The organism is Hydrogenophaga crassostreae (assembly GCF_001761385.1).
Classification (GTDB): Bacteria; Pseudomonadota; Gammaproteobacteria; order Burkholderiales; family Burkholderiaceae_C; genus Hydrogenophaga; species Hydrogenophaga crassostreae.
Genome location: NZ_CP017476.1, coordinates 3,435,368 through 3,453,988, shown reverse-complemented (window position 1 = coordinate 3,453,988; position 18,621 = coordinate 3,435,368). Strand labels below are relative to the sequence as shown.

18 protein-coding genes are annotated in these 18,621 nt (G+C 62.0%); 8 read left to right on the top strand and 10 right to left on the bottom strand.

The window, feature by feature from the left end:
* Nucleotides 1–106: 106 nt before the first annotated feature.
* Complete coding sequence (locus tag LPB072_RS15860; RefSeq protein WP_331245842.1) at nucleotides 107–1,024, bottom strand: LysR family transcriptional regulator; 918 nt, start codon at nucleotides 1,022–1,024, stop codon at nucleotides 107–109.
* Nucleotides 1,025–1,291: 267 nt separating this feature from the next.
* Here LPB072_RS15860 and LPB072_RS15855 point away from each other — a divergent pair, with 267 nt between their 5' ends.
* From LPB072_RS15855 to LPB072_RS15845, 3 genes are all read left to right on the top strand, one after another.
* Nucleotides 1,292–1,915, top strand: a complete 624-nt coding sequence (locus LPB072_RS15855; protein WP_197508839.1) for a DUF4148 domain-containing protein — start codon at nucleotides 1,292–1,294, stop codon at nucleotides 1,913–1,915.
* 438 nt (nucleotides 1,916–2,353) lie between these two features.
* Nucleotides 2,354–2,980, top strand: coding sequence for a DUF4148 domain-containing protein (locus tag LPB072_RS15850; RefSeq protein ID WP_197508838.1), 627 nt, complete (start codon nucleotides 2,354–2,356; stop codon nucleotides 2,978–2,980).
* 135 nt (nucleotides 2,981–3,115) lie between these two features.
* Entirely contained in the window at nucleotides 3,116–3,505 is a 390-nt protein-coding gene (locus LPB072_RS15845; protein ID WP_066092703.1) for a cupin domain-containing protein, read from the top strand.
* 9 nt (nucleotides 3,506–3,514) lie between these two features.
* Here LPB072_RS15845 and hemP read toward each other — a convergent pair whose 3' ends face one another.
* The 7 genes from hemP to LPB072_RS15805 form a co-directional block, all read right to left on the bottom strand.
* On the bottom strand, nucleotides 3,515–3,694 hold the full coding sequence (gene hemP, locus LPB072_RS15840; RefSeq protein WP_066092700.1) for a hemin uptake protein HemP: 180 nt from the start codon (nucleotides 3,692–3,694) through the stop codon (nucleotides 3,515–3,517).
* Complete coding sequence (locus tag LPB072_RS15835) at nucleotides 3,691–4,104, bottom strand: ExbD/TolR family protein (RefSeq protein ID WP_066092697.1); 414 nt, start codon at nucleotides 4,102–4,104, stop codon at nucleotides 3,691–3,693. The genes hemP and LPB072_RS15835 overlap by 4 nt, the downstream gene beginning before the upstream one ends.
* 4 nt (nucleotides 4,105–4,108) lie before the next feature.
* A complete protein-coding gene (locus LPB072_RS15830) occupies nucleotides 4,109–4,843 on the bottom strand; it encodes a MotA/TolQ/ExbB proton channel family protein (protein WP_066092694.1) in 735 nt (244 codons plus the stop codon).
* 58 nt (nucleotides 4,844–4,901) lie between these two features.
* Nucleotides 4,902–5,594 (bottom strand): energy transducer TonB, encoded by a 693-nt coding sequence (locus LPB072_RS15825; protein WP_066092710.1) that lies wholly within the window; start codon nucleotides 5,592–5,594, stop codon nucleotides 4,902–4,904.
* A gap of 257 nt (nucleotides 5,595–5,851) precedes the next feature.
* Nucleotides 5,852–6,970 (bottom strand): alpha-hydroxy acid oxidase, encoded by a 1,119-nt coding sequence (locus LPB072_RS15815; protein WP_232456521.1) that lies wholly within the window; start codon nucleotides 6,968–6,970, stop codon nucleotides 5,852–5,854.
* Nucleotides 6,971–7,686: 716 nt separating this feature from the next.
* A complete protein-coding gene (locus LPB072_RS15810) occupies nucleotides 7,687–8,373 on the bottom strand; it encodes a Fe2+-dependent dioxygenase (protein WP_066083914.1) in 687 nt (228 codons plus the stop codon).
* Nucleotides 8,374–8,390: 17 nt separating this feature from the next.
* Entirely contained in the window at nucleotides 8,391–10,625 is a 2,235-nt protein-coding gene (locus LPB072_RS15805; RefSeq protein WP_066083917.1) for a TonB-dependent receptor, read from the bottom strand.
* 275 nt (nucleotides 10,626–10,900) lie between these two features.
* Here LPB072_RS15805 and ahpC point away from each other — a divergent pair, with 275 nt between their 5' ends.
* Together ahpC and ahpF are read left to right on the top strand one after the other, a co-directional pair.
* On the top strand, nucleotides 10,901–11,476 hold the full coding sequence (ahpC, locus tag LPB072_RS15800) for an alkyl hydroperoxide reductase subunit C (RefSeq protein WP_066084851.1): 576 nt from the start codon (nucleotides 10,901–10,903) through the stop codon (nucleotides 11,474–11,476).
* 242 nt (nucleotides 11,477–11,718) lie between these two features.
* A complete protein-coding gene (ahpF, locus tag LPB072_RS15795) occupies nucleotides 11,719–13,299 on the top strand; it encodes an alkyl hydroperoxide reductase subunit F (protein ID WP_066084854.1) in 1,581 nt (526 codons plus the stop codon).
* 89 nt (nucleotides 13,300–13,388) lie between these two features.
* Here ahpF and LPB072_RS15790 read toward each other — a convergent pair whose 3' ends face one another.
* Both LPB072_RS15790 and LPB072_RS15785 read right to left on the bottom strand, forming a co-directional pair.
* On the bottom strand, nucleotides 13,389–15,200 hold the full coding sequence (locus LPB072_RS15790) for a cation acetate symporter (protein ID WP_066083919.1): 1,812 nt from the start codon (nucleotides 15,198–15,200) through the stop codon (nucleotides 13,389–13,391).
* Complete coding sequence (locus tag LPB072_RS15785; RefSeq protein WP_066083924.1) at nucleotides 15,197–15,505, bottom strand: DUF485 domain-containing protein; 309 nt, start codon at nucleotides 15,503–15,505, stop codon at nucleotides 15,197–15,199. Before LPB072_RS15785 ends, LPB072_RS15790 begins: the two co-directional genes overlap by 4 nt.
* Before the next feature lie 391 nt (nucleotides 15,506–15,896).
* Here LPB072_RS15785 and LPB072_RS15780 point away from each other — a divergent pair, with 391 nt between their 5' ends.
* The 3 genes from LPB072_RS15780 (at nucleotide 15,897) to LPB072_RS15770 (ending at nucleotide 18,617) form a co-directional block, all read left to right on the top strand.
* Nucleotides 15,897–16,157: a DUF4212 domain-containing protein gene (locus LPB072_RS15780; protein WP_066084858.1), complete on the top strand. Its 261-nt coding sequence runs from the start codon at nucleotides 15,897–15,899 to the stop codon at nucleotides 16,155–16,157.
* Nucleotides 16,158–16,172: 15 nt separating this feature from the next.
* Nucleotides 16,173–18,026, top strand: a complete 1,854-nt coding sequence (locus tag LPB072_RS15775) for a sodium:solute symporter family protein (RefSeq protein WP_066083928.1) — start codon at nucleotides 16,173–16,175, stop codon at nucleotides 18,024–18,026.
* Between the two features lie 198 nt (nucleotides 18,027–18,224).
* Complete coding sequence (locus LPB072_RS15770) at nucleotides 18,225–18,617, top strand: hypothetical protein (protein WP_066083930.1); 393 nt, start codon at nucleotides 18,225–18,227, stop codon at nucleotides 18,615–18,617.
* Nucleotides 18,618–18,621 lie beyond the last annotated feature (4 nt).

The window sequence follows — 18,621 nt, the reverse complement described above, 5'->3', positions numbered from 1 at the left end:
GTGAAACGTTGCCGCCCCGCAAACGGGGTTAAACCCTTGCAATTTTTTTTGCCATGCCCATGGCTTGGGAAAGCGCCGCCCCTGCTGTGCAATCAAGGAGCTCGACTCAGCAACCGCCTTCGCAGGCCGATAGGGCATTGGCGATGTTGAGTCGCGTTTGCTCGATCAGGTAGTCGACAAACACCCGTGTGCGCTGAGGCAGGAACTTGCGGCTGGGCAATGCGGCGTAGAGAGTGAACCGGTTGGAGATCCAGGGGCTGAGCACGCGCACCAGCGCCCCCGTGGAGAGATAGGGGGCGGCCAGCTCGACCGTGGTGGGGGTGATGCCCATGCCGTCCAGCGCCGCGCGCATCAGGGTGTCGGTGTGGTTCGCCCAGAGCACGGGCTTCACATCAACTTCGGCCACCTGGGTTTCGTCATCAGAGCGAAACAGCCGCCATGGGCGGTTGCGCAGGCCGGTTGGGGTCATGCGCAGGCAGTCGTGGTTGCTCAGGTCTTCGATGGACGTGGGCGCACCGCGGCGTGCCAGGTAGGCCGGGGACGCCACGAGGATGGCTTCTGTCGAGCTCACCTTGCGGGCAACGACATTGCCATCGAAGCTCATGTCAACGCCCAGCAGTGTGATGTCGTAGTCCTCGATCGGGGGTTCCCGGTGGGACGCCACATCGATGTCAATCAGGATGCTGGGATAGGCCTTTCGGAAGCCTGCGAGCAGTGGGGCCAGGATATGCGTGGCCAGCACCGGCGGCGCCAGGATGCGCAGCACGCCGGAGAGCTCATGGGTCTGGGAGCTGACCATGGCGTCGGCCTCGTCCAGGTCCATCAGGATCATGCGCACGCGCTCCACATAGGCCTCGCCCGCTTCAGTGAGCGACTGTTTGCGGGTCGTGCGGTGCAGCAGGCGCGTGCCAAGGTGGTCCTCGAGGTCGGCGACCAGGCGCGTGACCACCGCAGGCGACATGTCGAGCGCACGGGCAGCGGCCGCAAAGCCACCTTCATCGATCACGCGCAGGAACACGCGCATTGAGCTCAAACGGTCCATATCAAAGGGGAATGTGGATTGCGAAGGCTTGATTGTTTCACATTCGGCAATACAGAGTGGATGAATCAAGGGTTTTTCCTAATTGATGTTCGTTTTAAAGTTCACCCATCGCAGCAAACAGTGCTTCCGAAACAAACCGCAAGGAAGCGATACCGCAGCGAAAAGACAACCGGCCGGGTGGCCGGCACGATCCATCAGTCAGTCATCTTTTTGTTTGTTTTTTTGTCATTCCTTGAAAGGGAACACACCATGAAATCCGCTACTTTCTCCGCCATCGCTCTGGCCATCGCTTCTGCAGTTGCCGCTCCCGCTTTCGCTGCCGACACCGGCCTCACCCGCGAACAGGTTCGCAGCCAGCTCGAAGCCGCTGTGCGCTCTGGCGACACGGTTGCCAACAGCGAGACCGGTCTGACGTTCAACCAGATGTACCCACAGAACTACACCGGCCAGGCCGCTGTGGCCCAAGCCAAGACCCGCGCTGATGTGAAGGGCGAACTGGCTGAAGCTGTGCGCACTGGCAACGTGATCGCCAATAGCGAAAGCGGCCAGACCCTCAGCCAGGCCTACCCAGGCCAGTACGCTGCCCAGACTGTTGTGGCCCAGGGCAAGACACGCACCGAAGTGAAGGCTGAACTGATTGCGGCCCAACGCAACGGCGACATCGTTGGCAACAGCACCACCGGTCAGACCATGCGCGAGCTGTTCCCCAGCCGCTATCCAGCGACCACGGTCGCTCAGGGCAAGACACGGGAAGAAGTGCGCGCCGAGCTGATCGAAGCCCAGCGCACTGGCGACATCGTTGCCAATGGCGAGTCCGGCATGAAGCTCAACGAGTTGTATCCCAACGCCTACCGCGCCACCTCGGTCAACTGATTGGTACCGCCTCTGGCGGGTGCATCCATATGTGAAAGCCCAGCGGCCTCATTGCGAGGTGGCTGGGCTTTCGCCGTTCTGAGCAGCCGGTGGCCAGGCAGCGCTGCGGCCGGGGTTCTGTTTGACTGCGGGCACGGTGTGCCGCAGCGCTCCCGGCCTGTGGGGTTGCGTTGCGCTTCAAGCGTCAATGTTTGGCGGTAATTCGCTTGCTACACCATGCATTGTTTCGTATTCAGCAATACAGAGTGCTTGTTTAGAGGGTTTTTCCCGATTGATGTTCGTCTTAAAGTTCACCCATCGCAGCAAACAGTGCTTCCGAAACAAATCGCAAGGAAGCGATACCGCAGCGAAAAGACAACCGGCCGGGTGGCCGGCACGATCCATCAGTCAGTCATCTTTTTGTTTGTTTTTTTGTCATTCCTTGAAAGGGAACACACCATGAAATCCGCTACTTTCTCCGCCATCGCTCTGGCCATCGCTTCTGCAGTTGCCGCTCCCGCTTTCGCTGCCGACACCGGCCTGACCCGCGAACAGGTTCGCAGCCAGCTCGAAGCCGCTGTGCGCTCTGGCGACACGGTTGCCAACAGCGAGACCGGTCTCACGTTCAACCAGATGTACCCACAGAACTACACCGGCCAGGCCGCTGTGGCCCAAGCCAAGACCCGCGCTGATGTGAAGGGCGAACTGGCTGAAGCTGTGCGCACCGGCAATGTGATCGCCAATAGCGAGAGCGGCCAGACCCTCAGCCAAACCTACCCAGGCCAGTACGCTGCCCAGTCCGCAGTGGCCCAGGGCAAGACCCGCGCTGAAGTGAAGGCTGAACTGGCCGAAGCCATCCGAACCGGCAATGTGATCGCCAATAGCGAAAGCGGCCAGACCCTCAGCCAGGCCTACCCAAGCCAGTACGCTGCCCAGTCCGCAGTGGCCCAGGGCAAGACCCGCGCTGAAGTGAAGGCAGAGTTGCGCGACGCGATTCGCACCGGTAACGTGGTTGCCAATGGCGAAAGCGGTTTGAAGCTCAATGAACTCTACCCCAACCGTTACAACAAGACGTCGGTCAACTGATTGACGTGACCGGTACCAACCGGCGCATCACACGAAAAGGAAAGCGGGGGGAGACCCCGCTTTCCTTTTTTTTCGCACGGCGGACGTGCATGGGCTTGAGGTACAAACCGGATACCGCATTGAACAGGCCACGCCATGAACACTTTTATCAAAACCGTACTTTTCACCGACGCCGATGGTCGCGCGCGTTTCCGTGAAGAAAACATAGAACTGAGTGAGGGATCACCAGCGGCACGCCTTTCCCCTGTGGTTCCCAGCGGGGGTTACCAGTTGCGAGAGAGCCCCGTGGGATTCCGTTCCGAGTTCCATTGCACGGGCGCGCCGCAATGGCTGTTCGTGTTGCAGGGTCAGATGGAGATCGGATTGCAGGATGGAAGCACCCGCACCTTTGGTCCGGGGCAGCACTTTTTTTCGGCCGACACCCTGCCTGCTGGCGCTGTATTTGACCCGGCGTTGCATGGTCACTGCAGCCGACAGCTTGGCGACCAGCCATTGGTGACGGTGTTTGTGCGGGCTGAAGCTTGAGGCCGGTCGCTATTTGGTAAGAATCAGTTTGCCCTGGCGGGTGGTCTGCAGCCGGTAGAGTTGGCCGTTGTGCTCGATTTCCACCGCCGAATGGCCGCGCAACACGGCTTCGCTGGGTAGGGGCGTTTGCTTTTGACGCTCGGGCACCGCCGCCAGTTCAGCGGCTTTCGCGGGTGGCTTCGATGTCATGGCACTTTGGGTTCGGTGACAAAACCGATTCTGCTCAGGCCCAATCGCTGTGCCGTGGCCATGGCCAGTGCCACGCGTTCGTAGCGCACATCCTTGTCGCCCCGAATGTGCAGTTCGGGTTGGGGTTGCAATGCGGCCGAAGCGCTCAGGCGTTTCTCAAAATCGGCGTCACTCACGGGGGTGTCATTCCACAGGTAGCTGCCATCGGCATTGACCGACAGGCGCACGTTTTCCGCCTTTTCGACCAGCTTCTGATTGCTGGCTTGTGGCAGGTCGATGTTGACGGCGTGGTTGATCACCGGCACGGTGATGATGAAGATGATGAGCAGCACCAGCATGACGTCGATGAACGGAATCATGTTGATTTCGCTCAGCATCTGGTCGCTGTCGTCCTGGGTTCCGATGGCCATGGTGTCAACCCCGCTTCAGTGGCAAGACTTTGCCGTCGCCGCCCGCTGTCACGCGTGCACCGGTGACGAAATAGGCATGCAGGTCGTTGCCAAACCTGTTGAGGCGGTGGCTGATGCCTTTGTTGCCGCGCACCAGGGCGTTGTAGCCGAGCACGGCAGGGATCGCCACCAGCAGGCCCAGCGCGGTCATGATCAACGCTTCTCCGATGGGGCCAGCCACCTGATCGATGCTCACCTGGCCAGCGGCGCCGATGCCCAGCAGCGCGTGGTAGATGCCCCAGACGGTGCCAAAGAGGCCCACGAAAGGGGCGGTGGAGGCAATGGACGCGAGCACGGTCAGACCGCTTTGCACGCGGGCGGTGAAATCATCCAGGCTGTTGCGAAGCGAGCGCTCGACCCAATCGCTGACGTCGAGTGAATCGTGCAACTGGGTGCCCGGCCTGCCATCTTTGTGCAGGATGTGGCGCGTGGCTTCGCGGCCTTCGGTCGCCAGAGCGCGAAAAGGGTTGCCGTCGTGGTTGCCCAGTTTGTCCAGACCTTCAGCGAAATCGGCGCTGTGCCAGAAACTCTCGCAGGCTTTGGCTTGCTTGCGGAGCCTGCGCTGGTCGATCACTTTCCAGAGAATGATGACCCAGGTGGTCAACGACATGATCAGCAGTGCCAAAGCGACGCTGCGGGTGATGGCATCACCCTGGATCCAGACGTGGGCGAGGCCGGTGGAGGCGATTTGAGGTTCCATGGGGTCGTGTTGCGGTGAAGGGGAGGGGACGGATAAAACGTGGGTGGCCGGCGGCAGGTCAGTCGAGCACGAAATTGAGCGGGATGTTGAACCACATGGCTTCGGGAACGCCGCCACGCTTGCCTGGCACATAGCGCCAGCTTTGCACGGTTTTCAAGGCGGTCTGGTCCAGCCGCTCGTAGCCGCTGGAGGTCTGGATGCTCGCCTGGCTGGCCGTGCCATTGGCTTCGATCAGGGCGCGCACGACGACGCGGCCCTGCTCACCCATGCGGCGGGAGATCGCCGGGTAGCGGGGCGGCGCGTTGTTGAGGTAGCTGGCGCTGCTGGAAGGCAACTCCACCTTGGGGGGCGCCGGTGGGGCCGGCGGTGCTGACGGCGCGGCCGTTGCCGTGATGGCGTTGGCGGCCGACTCGCTGGCGCTGCCTGCGCTGAGGGGGGGCGGCGCCGGCGCCGGCGCAACTTCTGCGACCGGGGGGATCGGCTGAGGTGCCGGTTCACGGACGCGTTGGGGGGCGAGCGGCGTCGGGGCCTGCAGCTTGGGCGCGGGTGGCTTTTCAGCTTTGGGCGGCGCTGGCGGGGCCGGTGGCGCGGGTGGGATTTCCGGCTGGGGCGCTTCAATCCAGTCAGCCACCATGATCACCGTTTCCGCCGGCACCTTGGCCGGGCGCATCAGGCCGCCTTGCAGCGCCCACAGGGCCAGGCCATGGGCACAGACCACGGTGAGGGCGATGGGCAGCAGGCGCGGAGGCATGGTGGGCAGGTTGGGGCCAGGGTGGGACCCTGTCGCGGCGAAAGGCGCCGCGGCGGCATGGGCGAGGGACATAGTTTAGGACGCGCTCGTCGAGCGCTGCACGCCGAACACCCAGGGCAGCGCAACCAGGACCAGACCCAGACCAGTCAGCAGAGCGGCAAATCCAGGGTTCATGGCGGTGGTCCTTTGTGTGGTGAGGTTGGAAGGGAAACGTACGGTGTTTCGCGTGCTGGTTGAATTGTAAATGCGAATCGGTCTCATTTGAGTATTTCATGGACGCCAATGGGGGCATCCTGCGCAATCGGGTGAGCAGCGCTGTCTGAAGCATTGCGCGCCAGCGAAGCGCAGCCGCACAGCGCCATCGCCATCTCCAGCTCATCGCGCAGCAAACGCAGCACATGGGCCACGCCCACCGCGCCGGCGTTCGCCAGCCCATGCAGCACCGGGCGGCCGACCAGCACCGCGCTGGCGCCCAGTGCCATGGCCTTGAGCACGTCGGTGCCGCGGCGGATACCGCCGTCGACCAGGACCGGCACCGCGCCCTGCACCGCATCGACCACCGCCGGCAGCAACTGCGCGGTGGCGGGCAGGGTGTCGAGCGTGCGCCCGCCGTGGTTGGAGACGATGATGCCGGCGGCGCCATGCTGGATGGCCAGCCGGGCGTCGTCGGGGTGGGTGATGCCTTTGAGCAGGATGGGCAGGCGGGTGTGTTCGCGCAGCCAGGCGATGTCGGCCCAGGTGGGGGCGTGGGTCAGCAGGTCGTCGAACAGGCCGCTTTGGCCTTCGGCCAGTGGCGGCACCTCGCGCGCAGGGGCATTCGCGAGGTTGACGGCCGACAGGCCAGCCGGCAGACCGAAGCCGGCGCGGCGCTCGCGGTCGCGCGGCCCGCTGACCGGCGCGTCCACCGTCAGCACCAGCGCTTCGAATCCTGCGGCTTCGACCCGCTGCACCAGTTCGAGATTGAAGGCGCGGTCGGGCTGCAGGTAGAGCTGGAACCACAGCGGGCCGCGTTCGACTTGTGGCAACACGAGTCGGGCCACCGTTTCCAGCGCGGTGTTGGCCTGGGCGCTGAGCACGTAGCCCGCGCCTTGCATGGCCGCGGCCAGGGCGCTGGCCTGCTCCCCATGCGGATGGAGCAGGCGTTGATGGGCCATAGGCGCGACCAGGATGGGATGGGCGAGTGTCTGGCCGAGCAGCTCAACGCGGGTGTGACCACCCGCCAGTGGCCGCAATACGCGGGACCGGAGCCTGAGCGATTGCCAGGCGAGCAGGTTCTCGCGCAGGGTGATTTCATCGGCTGCGCCGCCGTTGACATAGGCGCTGACCTCGGGCGACATTAGCGTGGCGGCCAGGGCTTCGTGGTCGACCAGGCTCACGACATCGGCCGGCAGCGTCCCGCGCAACGGTGGAGCGTGGGGGCGGGACAGGGCTGGCGCAGGGCCGCCCCAAGCTGGGTCAGCCCCCTCGGGGGGCAGCGACCCGCACAGCGGTGGGGCGTGGGGGTTCGATGGACCCAGCGCAGGGCCGCCCCAAGCTGGGTCAGCCCCCTCGGGGGGCAGCGACCCGCGCAGCGGTGGGGCGTGGGGGGTCGATGGACCCAGCGCAGGGCCGCCCCAAGCTGGGTCAGCCCCCTCGGGGGGCAGCGAGCCGCACAGCGGTGGAGCGTGGGGGTTCGATGGACCCAGCGCAGGGCCGCCCCAAGCTGGGTCAGCCCCCTCGGGGGGCAGCGAGCCGCACAGCGGTGGAGCGTGGGGGTTCGATGGACCCAGCGCAGGGCCGCCCCAAGCTGGGTCAGCCCCCTCGGGGGGCAGCGACCCGCACAGCGGTGGAGCGTGGGGGTTCGATGGACCCAGCGCAGGGCCGCCCCAAGCTGGATCAGCCCCCTCGGGGGGCAGCGACCCGCACAGCGGTGGAGCGTGGGGGTTCGATGGACCCAGCGCAGGGCCGCCCCAAGCTGGATCAGCCCCCTCGGGGGGCAGCGACCCGCACAGCGGTGGAGCGTGGGGGTTCGATGGACCCAGCGCAGGGCCGCCCCAAGCTGGATCAGCCCCCTCGGGGGGCAGCGACCCGCGCAGCGGTGGAGCGTGGGGGCTCATGTACTCGCCCACATGCGAAGAAGGTTGTGATACGTGCCTGTAAGTGCCGTCGTTTCAGGGCTCTCGCCGTGTTGCTGGCGCAGCTTCAGCAGGTTCATGTCGAGGTCGAACAGCAGGCGGCGCTGTTCGTCGCTGCGCACCATGCTTTCGATCCAGAAAAAGGAGGCCAGCCGGGTGCCTCGGGTCACTGGTGTCACTTCGTGCACGCTGGTGCCGGGATAGATCAGGGCGTCGCCGGCGGCGAGTTTGACGATGCGGCTGCCGTAGGTGTCTTGCACCCGCAATTCGCCGCCGTCATAGGTGTCCGGTTCGCTGAGGAAGAGCGTGCAGGAGATGTCGGTGCGCACCCAGTCCTGGGTGGTGGCCGAGTGCAGGATGGCGCCGTCCACATGGGGGCCGTAGTGCTCGCCTTGGGCGCCGTAGCGGTTGAACAGCGGGTTGAACAGCTTGCGCGGCAAGGCCGCGGAAAAGAACAGCGGGTCGCGGCGCATGGCCGCGAGCACGGTGGTTTGCAACTGGCGCGCGGCATCGCTGTCTTGCGCCAGTTGCTGGTTGTTCTTCTGGGTCAGCGCCTGGCTGCCCGCGCTGCTGCGCCCGTCGATCCAGGGAGCGCCTTCGCCGAGCAGGCTTTGGGCGGTCTGGACCTCTTCGGGGGAGAGGATGTTCTTGAGGTGCAGCAGCATGGGCGGGGCGACGGCCTTTAGAAGGTCGATTTCAGGGAGAGTTGCACGGAGCGGTCGGCACCCGGCGCGTAGAAACCACGGTACAGCGAATCGGCGTAGAGCTTGTTGCTCAGGTTGGTGACGTTGAGCTTGAGCGTGGCGCTTTCGCTGACCATGTACTCGACCATGGCGTCGGCCGTGGTGAAGGCCGGGGCGGTGACGTTGCGGTTGCCTTCCGGGTTCTGGCTGCCGCGGTGGTTCAGACCGAAGCCGATGCGCCACATGGGCGCCACGCGGTAGGTGGTCCAGAGGCTGGCGCTGTGCTTGGGCGTGAGACCCGGGCGGTCGCCCACTTGCTGGGCGTTGCCCGAGGTCACGTTGCTTTCGTCGATGGCGGCGTTGGGGATCCAGGTGTGGTTGTAGAAGATGTCCCAGACGGGTGTGATGCGGCCGCTGAGGTTGAACTCCATGCCGGTGGCGTGGCGCTTGCCGGAGAGCAGGTACTGGGCCGCGGCGCTGTCGGCGTCGGTGTTGCGCTCGTTGTATTTCTCGGTGTGGAAGACGGCGGCGCCGAAGGTGGCGCGGTCGTCGAACAGCTCGAACTTGCCGCCCAGCTCCAGGGTGCGGCTTTTCTCGGGCGGGGTGTTGGCCAGCTTGGCGTTGTTGCTGCCTTCGTCGAAAGAGCCCAATGCAAACTGGTAGGTGTCGCCCGAGGTGTTGTACGAGGTGCCGAATGAAGCGTAATAGGACGCGGTGTCATTGGGCTGGTAGATCGCGCCAAAGCGGGGGCTCACCAGGCTCTCGGCGATGTCCAGCGAATTGCCGTCCACGTCACGGTATGACGCTTCGAAGCGGTCGAAACGCAAGCCGGCGATGAGCCGCAGCTGGGGGTTGAGATGCAGGGTGTCCTGCACATAGACGCCGACATTCTGCGTTTCGAAGGTGTTCAGCGGCGGTGTGCCGTAGGGCACCGGGGTGACGGCGCCGTCGTTGGGGGTTCCCACCGTGGTGCTGGGGAGGCTGGCGCTGGTCTCGCCGGTGTAGCGCTGGTTGCGGTCGGCGTCTTCCCTGCTCAGATCGATACCGGCCAGCAGTTCGTGTTGCTTGCCCAGTGCGCTGAACTTGCCGCTGAAGTCGCTCTGGATCTGGGTCAGGTCGCTGTAGCCGACCCGCCCTTTGGCGCCGCGGGTGATGCCGGTGTTGGGGTTGAGGTTCTCTGCGGTGGTACCACTTTCGAAGCGCACGGCACTGGCCAACAGTTCCCGTTCGTAGCTGCCATGGCGAATGGTGGTTTTGAGTTCGTTCTCGCGGTCAAACCGGTGAGTGTGCTGGAAGGTGCCGTAGGTGCTCTCGGTCTTGAGGAAGTCGCTTGAGAGGCCGTAGTAGTTCTTGGCGGGCAGCGCGGGGTTGATCACACCGTCGTTGAGCAGCCAGGGGTGGTTGTAGAGCGGTGTGCCGTCGGTTTCCAGGTGGTAGAAGCCGACAGAGAACTCGTCTTGCAGGCCGATGCCCCAGCGGTAGGTGGGCGCGATGCCTTTTTTGCTGACGCTGGCGCCGTGGTTGTCGGCGTCGTGGGCCATGGCGTTGATGCGCAGGGCCACGCCGTCGCCGGTCAGGATGTTGAAGTCACCGGTCAGGCGCTTTTCGTTGCCGGTGCCAACGGTGAGTTGCACCTCGTGTTGATCCAGCAGGAACGGTTGTTTGCTGACCTGGTTCACCACGCCACCGGTGGAGCCTTTGCCAAACAGCATGGAGGCCGATCCCTTGAGCACCTCGATGCGGTCGTTGTTGAAGGTGTCGCGTTCGATCAGCGGTGCGTCGCGCAGGCCGTCGACATAGATGTCGCCCGCCTGGCCGAGCGAAAAGCCGCGCAGGCGCACGTCTTCTTCGCCGGTTTCGCCGGCCTGGAACGTCACGCCGGCGGTGGTCTTCAGCACTTCCCGGAAGTCGTCGAGGTTGCGGTCGTTGATCAGCATCTCGGTCATCACGGTGACCGACTGCGGAATGTCGCGCAGGGCTTGCTTGCCTTTGCCGATGCCGGATTTGGTGGCGCGCAGGTTGCTCTTGGCCTTGATTTCTTCGGGCTCGGACTGTGCGCGGACCTCCACGGTGGGCAGGGTGGCTTCGCTGCGCTGGGGCGCGGTCTGGGCCAAGGCGCCCATGGAGGTGGCGAGCAGCATGGCGCCGAGCGGGAGCAGGGCGGGGCTGTGGGCGGGTGTGGCAGAAGAAGGGGGGAGGTGGCGGTTTGGGACCGCAGGCTTGTTGGTGGACATGGACAGCTCATCTCTGGGACGTTGTTGGCTGGCTTCAATGTCGGAACACCGTGGCTGGCTGAAGCCGGTATGTTAATCTAAATACGAATGATTCGCAACAGCGTCGCAAAGAACCAACACCATGTGGTGCGTTGCAGCAAAAGCTATCGACCAGATAGGGACTATCAATGCCGATAATTGATAGTTTTGCGCTATCATTCAGGCTGTTGCGATGCGAAACGCATGGCACAAGCTTCTATCAACCTCAATCAAACCCATAAAGGAAGACCATGTCCATGATCAACGCTCTCTCCCTCATCAATACCAAGGTTCAGCCCTTCAAGGCCCAGGCATTTCAGCAAGGCAAGTTCATAGAAGTGTCCGAAAAGGACTTGCAAGGCAAGTGGTCGGTCCTGATCTTCATGCCCGCTGCTTTCACCTTCAACTGCCCCACCGAAGTTGAAGACGCGGCCGACAACTACGCCGAATTCCAGAAAGCCGGTGCCGAGGTCTACATCGTGACCACCGACACCCATTTCTCGCACAAGGTGTGGCACGAGACCTCGCCTGCTGTGGGCAAGGCCAAGTTCCCCATGATCGGTGACCCAACCCACCAATTGACCCGCGGCTTCGGCGTGCACATCGAAGAAGAAGGCCTGGCGCTGCGCGGCACCTTCATCATCAACCCCGAAGGCGAAATCAAGACGATGGAAGTGCACGACAACGCCATCGCCCGCGATGTCAAGGAAACCCTGCGCAAGCTGAAAGCTGCCCAGTACGTGGCCAAGAACCCGGGTCAGGTCTGCCCAGCCAAGTGGAACGAAGGCGAGAAGACCCTGACGCCTTCGCTGGACTTGGTCGGGAAAATTTAAGTCCACCCCCGCGCCGCGCCTGCGGCGCGTCACCCCCTCAAGGGGGCAACGCTGGCGGACTGGCAGAGCCAGATCTGCGGCGTTCCCGGTGAACGGCCTCTCGTTGATCTGAGAGGTTGGCAATGCCGATTCTTTTTTTCTTGATTCTCGTACCGCGGACCCATGGGCTTGGTTTTCAGGCCCATGCACCAGCGGCACTGGCTCAGTGCGCCCATTTTTGATTTTTGTTGAAGGAGTTCACCATGCTTGACTCGACCCTCACTTCCCAGTTGTCTTCTTATCTGGCCATGCTGCGCCAGCCCATCCGGTTGATTGCTTCGCTGGATGACAGCGCCAAGGCGGGCGAGATGCGCGAACTGCTGGGTGAGATCGCGGCCTTGTCTGACAAGGTGAGTTTTGACGAATCGGGATCCGACGCCCGCAAGCCTTCGTTTGTGATTGCCAAGGAAGGCGAAACCTCAGGCGTGCGTTTTGCGGCGATCCCGCTGGGCCACGAGTTCACTTCGCTGGTGCTGGCCTTGCTGTGGACCGGCGGTCATCCGCCCAAGGTCGAGCCGGAAGTGATCGAGCAGATCAAGGCACTGGAAGGCGAGCACCGCTTCGAGGTCTACATGAGCCTGTCGTGCCACAACTGCCCTGATGTGGTTCAGGCCGCCAGCCTGATGGCGATCGTGAACCCCAACATCCAGACCGTGGTGATCGACGGCGGCCTGTTCCAGGAAGAGGTCGAGCGCCGCCAGGTGCTGGCCGTGCCGCTGATGTACCGCAACGGCGAGGTGTTTGGTTCGGGCCGCATGTTGCTCGAAGAGATCGTGGCCAAGCTGGACGTGAAGTCCGACGAGCGCGAGGCCGCCAGGCTCAACGAGAAAGACCCGTTCGATGTGTTGATCGTCGGCGGTGGCCCGGCCGGTGCGGCAGCTGCGGTGTACGCGGCGCGCAAAGGCATCCGGGTCGGCGTGGCGGCCGAGCGTTTTGGTGGCCAGGTCAACGACACGATGGCGATCGAGAACTACATCAGCGTGCTGGAAACCGACGGTCCCAAGTTTGCCGCGGCGCTGGAAGCGCAGGTGCGCCACTACGACGTGGACATCATGAACCTGCAGCGCGCCGACAAGCTGCTTCCGGCCAGCGAACCTGGTGGCCTGATCGAGGTGCAACTGGCCAACGGCGGCACGCTCAAGAGCAAGACCGTGATCCTGTCCACCGGCGCGCGCTGGCGGAACGTCAACGTGCCCGGCGAGCAGGAATACAAGAACAAGGGCGTGGCCTACTGCCCGCATTGCGATGGCCCGCTGTTCAAGGGAAAGCGCGTATCGGTGATCGGCGGCGGCAACTCGGGCGTGGAAGCAGCCATCGACCTGGCCGGCCTCGTGGCCCATGTGACGCTGGTGGAATTCGCCGACGCGCTCAAAGCCGATGCGGTGCTGGTCAGCAAGCTCAAGAGCCTGCCGAATGTCACCATCCATGTGAACGCCCAGACCACCGAGATCACCGGCACCGATGGCAAGGTCAACGGCCTGCGCTACAAGGACCGCGTGAGTGGCGTGGAAACACTGGTGGAGCTGGAAGGCGTGTTCGTGCAGATCGGTCTGGTGCCCAACACCGAGTGGTTGAAAGGTGATGTGAATCTGAGCCGTTTTGGCGAGATCGAAATCGATGCGAAGGGCCACACCAACGTGCCTGGGGTGTTCGCTGCGGGTGACTGCACCACGGTTCCCTACAAGCAAATCGTGATCGCCGCCGGTGATGGTTCCAAGGCCGCACTGAGCGCGTTCGACTACTTGATCCGCCAGCCCGTGGTTTTGGATGCCGTAGACGCCTGACGCAGCACGCCATCATCAAAAAAAAGGCCGCCCGTGTATTCGGGCGGCCTTTTTCGCAGCCAGCCGGGAAGCCCGGCTGGGCATCTGGATCAGTGGCCTGAAGCGCCGGAGGCACCGATACCGGTCTCTGAGCGCACCTGCTGCGCGATGAAGCCAGCACGGTCGATCTTCGCGCGGGCGCTGTTGTCCAGAATGGAGAAAAGCCAGATGCCCACAAAGCCAATGGTCATGGAGAACAGGGCGGGCGAGGTGTAAGGGAACCAGGCCGAGCCTTTGGGGTGACCCAATGTCGCTTCCCAGACCGAAGGCGACACGATGGTCAGCGCCACGGATGAGATCAGGCCCAGGAACCCACCAATCACCGCACCCCTGGTGGTGCAGTCTTTCCACAGCACGCTCATGAACAGCACAGGGAAGTTCGCTGAAGCTGCGATGGCGAAGGCCAGCGACACCATGAAGGCGATGTTCTGCTTCTCAAAGGCGATGCCCAGCACCACAGCCACGATACCGAGGCAGATCGTGGTGATCTTCGACACGCGAAGTTCGGATGCCGAATCGGCCTTGCCCTTTTTCATCACGGTGGCGTAGATGTCGTGCGACACGGCAGACGCCCCCGACAGCGTCAAGCCTGCCACCACCGCAAGAATGGTGGCAAAGGCCACAGCCGATATGAAGCCGAGGAACACGTTGCCGCCCACGGCGTTGGCCAGGTGCACCGCCGCCATGTTGTTGCCACCGATCAGGCCACCCTTGGCATCCAGGAAACCGGGGTTGGTCAACACGAAGGTGATGGCGCCGAACCCGATGATGAAGGTCAGCAGATAGAAATAGCCGATCCAGCCGGTGGCCCACATGACGGATTTTCGGGCTTCCTTGGCGCTGGGCACGGTAAAGAAGCGCATCAGGATGTGTGGCAAACCGGCTGTACCGAACATCAGCGCCATGCCGAAGCTGATGGCAGAGATGGGGTCTTTCACGAAGTTGCCAGGGCCCATGATCGAAATGCCGGCCTTGGCGGCGTCGGGCATCGCATTGGCGGTGGTCAGATCGGTAGCCGCCTTGGCAACAGCGTCGGGATCGGCCGCCGCCGCGCTGGCTGCGGTGGCTGCAGCCACCGCAGCGTCTTTGGCCGCGCCTCCCAGCTGGGCCTTGATCTCTACCGCTTTGGCAAACATCGCCTCTGGGCTGAACCCGAAGTGCCACAACACCATGAAAGCCATGAACGAAGCACCGGCAAGCAACAAACAGGCCTTGATGATCTGGACCCAGGTGGTGGCGGTCATGCCGCCGAACAGCACGTAGACCATCATCAGCGCACCCACGATGATCACAGCGATGTAGTAGTCCAGGCCGAAGAGCAGCTTGATCAGCTGACCGGCGCCCACCATCTGGGCGATCAGGTAGAACGCGACCACCACCAACGTGCCGGAGGCCGCGAAAATGCGGACCGGCGTCTGGTCAAATCGAAACGCGGCCACGTCGGCAAACGTGAACTTGCCCAGGTTGCGCAAACGCTCGGCCATCAGGAAGGTGATGACCGGCCAGCCGACGAGGAAGCCGATGGAGTAGATCAGGCCGTCAAATCCGCTGGCCATCACGGCCGCAGAAATGCCCAGAAACGATGCGGCCGACATGTAGTCGCCAGCGATGGCCAGACCGTTCTGGAAGCCGGTGATGCCGCCGCCGGCGGTGTAGAAATCGGAGGCAGATTTGGTCTTGGCTGCCGCCCATTTGGTGATGAACAAGGTGAACAGCACGAAGCCGGCAAACATGGAGATGGCGGTCCAGTTGGTCGCCTGTTTTTCGGCTTGACCGAGGTCGGCGCCTGCCGCCCAGACCGCGGCGGAGGTTCCAAAAAGTGCCAGCAGCGTCAGGGCGCGGCGCATAAACGGTTGGTTCATTTGTACGCCGCCTTGGTGACTTCGTTGGAGAGTTCATCGAACTCGGTGTTGGCGCGTTTCACGTAAATGGCCGTGATGACGATGGTGAACACGATGACGCCAAAGCCCACGGGAATACCCAGTGTCATGACGCCAGCGCCCAGCGGTGTGGCAAGCAAGGCTTTGTCAAAAGCCACAAGGGTGATGAAGCCGTAGTACACGACCATCATGGCCAAAGTGAGCCACCAACCGAAGCGCGAGCGCTTGCTTTTCAGTTCGTGGTACTTGGGGTTTTTCAGTATTTTCTGGACCAGTTCGTCTTCCATGGCAGCTCCTTTGATGGGTTGAGACCAGGGCAGTTTCGGAAGCCGTTCTTACCGATCTCTGACCAAATCTGGCCGCTCGAAAGGGGGTGCTGAAAACACAACTGTTATTTAAGGTTCCTTAAGTGAAAAGTCGATCCACTTCCACCCCTGAAAACCCGGTATTCCGTCTATGAAAACAACGAAGTTTTTCGGGTGCTCTGGTCGTTTTATAAGGACTTACCCTCGGTATGAGACTTAAGCGAAGGCTAAGAAACTTTGACGTAAGGAATCGTGAACAAAGTCGCCTTCGGAGTGCCAAGAGCGGGTGCGTTGTGCCCGATTTTTCGCACGAACAACGCGACGGCCAACCCCCGTCTGGGCACATCGCAATCACTATGAGGAGATGACTTTCATGGCAACTGATAACAATGCAAAGGCCTATTGGTCGGCAACGCTTGGTCTACTGACCAAGGTGCTGGTCATCTGGTTCCTGGTTTCTTACGGCGCAGGCATTCTGTTTGCAGACGCCCTCAACAGCTTCCATCTCGGTGGCTATCCGTTGGGGTTCTGGTTTGCCCAGCAAGGGTCCATTTATGTGTTCATCGTGCTGATCTTCTGGTACGCCAGCCAGATGGGCAAGATCGACCGCAAGTTCGGCATGCAAGAAGACTGATCAAGGAAGACCAAGATGGAACTTCAAACCACTATTTACATTTTCGTCGGGTTGAGCTTTGCGCTTTACCTGGGCATCGCCTTCTGGGCGCGTGCAGGCAGCACATCCGAGTTCTATGTTGCAGGCGGCGGGGTTCACCCGATCGCCAACGGCATGGCCACGGCCGCTGACTGGATGTCTGCCGCATCGTTCATTTCCATGGCTGGCCTTATCGCCAACCTGGGCTATGGCGGCGCCGTATTCCTGATGGGTTGGACTGGCGGTTACGTGTTGCTGGCCATGTTGCTTGCGCCGTACCTGCGCAAGTTCGGCAAGTTCACCGTGCCCGAATTCATTGGCGACCGCTTCTATTCGAAGACCGCCCGTAACGTCGGCGTGTTATGCCTGTTGGTGGCGTCGCTCACCTACATCATCGGTCAGATGACTGGTGTGGGCGTCACGTTTGCGCGCTTCCTGGGCGTCACCAGTGACCAGGGCATCTACATCGGTATGGCCATCGTGTTCATGTACGCCGTGTTCGGCGGCATGAAAGGCATCACCTACACCCAGGTGGCCCAGTACTGTGTGTTGATCGCTGCGTACCTCGTGCCTGCGTTCTTCATCTCCCTGAACCTGACCGGCAACTTCCTGCCGCAACTGGGCCTGGGTTCCAACATGGCAGGTACCGATGTGTCGCTGCTGAGCAAACTTGACCAGGTGGTGACCGAACTGGGTTTCAGTGAATACACCACGACAGCCAACGGCAGCCTGCTCAACATGTTCTTCTACACCGTGTCGCTGATGATCGGTACCGCCGGTCTGCCACACGTGATCGTGCGCTTCTTCACCGTGCCAAAGGTGGCCGATGCCCGCGCATCTGCTGGCTGGGCTCTGGTGTTCATCGCTTTGCTGTATACCACCGCTCCTGCTGTGGGTGCCATGGCCAAAATGAACTTGCACGGCACCATGAACTCCGCTGTGGGCTTGACCACCGGTCCTGCTGGTCAGTTGCGCGTCAATCCCGACGTGTTGAAAGCCAATGGTGATCTTTACGCCACCGAAGCCAGCCTGGTCTACGAAGAGCGTCCTGACTGGATGAAGCGCTGGGAAAAGACCGGCCTGTTGAAGTGGGAAGACAAAAACGCTGACGGCCGCATCCAGTACTACAACGACAAGAGCAAAAACGAGGTTGCCAAAGGCAAGGCCGATGCGGCCGGCTGGAAGGGCAATGAGCTGACCGTGAACGCCGACATCATCGTGTTGGCCAACCCGGAAATCGCCAAGTTGCCCAACTGGGTGATTGCCTTGGTGGCCGCTGGTGGTCTTGCCGCTGCGCTGTCGACCGCTGCAGGTCTGCTGCTGGCCATTTCTTCTGCCATTTCCCACGACCTGATCAAAGGTGCCATCAATCCTGGCATCAGCGAAAAGGGCGAGTTGATGGCCGGCAAGATCTCGATGGCTGTGGCGATTTTCGTGGCAGGTTACCTGGGTCTGAACCCACCCGGCTTTGCGGCTGGTACGGTGGCGCTGGCCTTCGGTATTGCCGCCTCGACCATCTTCCCTGCGTTGATGATGGGCATTTTCAGCAAGACCGTGTCGGACAAGGGTGCCATCGCTGGCATGTTGTCTGGCCTGTTTGTGACGCTGTTCTATGTGTTTGCACACAAGGGTCTGTTCTTCGTCAAGGGCACGGACTTTGTCGACATGGTTGGCGGTGTGAACGGCTTCTTCGGCATTTCGCCTGAAGCCTTCGGAACCGTTGGCGCGATCATCAACTTTGCTGTGGCTTTCCTGGTGAGCAAGATGGGTGCACCTGTGCCTAGACATATCCAGGAACTGGTTGAGTCGGTTCGCGTGCCCAAGGGTGCGGGTGGCGCAACCGGTCACTGATGGTCTGAACTGGACCACTTCGGTCGCAAGACCGGAGTGACCCCCTGAAACCCCGTCATCTTTCTGACGGGGTTTCGTTTTTTCAGGCGGACTCTGCTTCACAATCCAGGCTTGCTCGGTTTGTGCCGTCAGAGCGCTGCGCAGAGGCGTGATGCCGCCTGTGCACAGCGTGATCGCTCAATTCAAAGGACTTCCCGGATGCAGCTCCCCAGCGTATTGATCTTCAACTGGATTTTTTTGCTCGCCCTTTTTCCGGTTTCCTTTTTCTGGTTGCGGCGTGCATACCGAATTCTGGTGAAACGCGATTTTTCAGAAGTGGCGTTGAAGAAGGGTCAGCCTCCGTCGAACGCAGAAAAGTACGCGCCCTATGAAATGGTCATCAATCTGGTGGGTGGCGTGGTGATGGTGGGGGTGCTGGTGGCGGTCCTGGGTTTTCAGGCCCTTGGATCTGAAGACTGGATTGCCATCGCAGGTGTGACCCTATGGGTCAAACTGCTGAGCTCGTTTGCGTTGGGTCGGCAGGCCCACGGTCTGGGCCCGGCCAAGCGAGCGGCCAAAGATGCGGCAACCGGAGCCGACAAAGGCGCCTGATCCG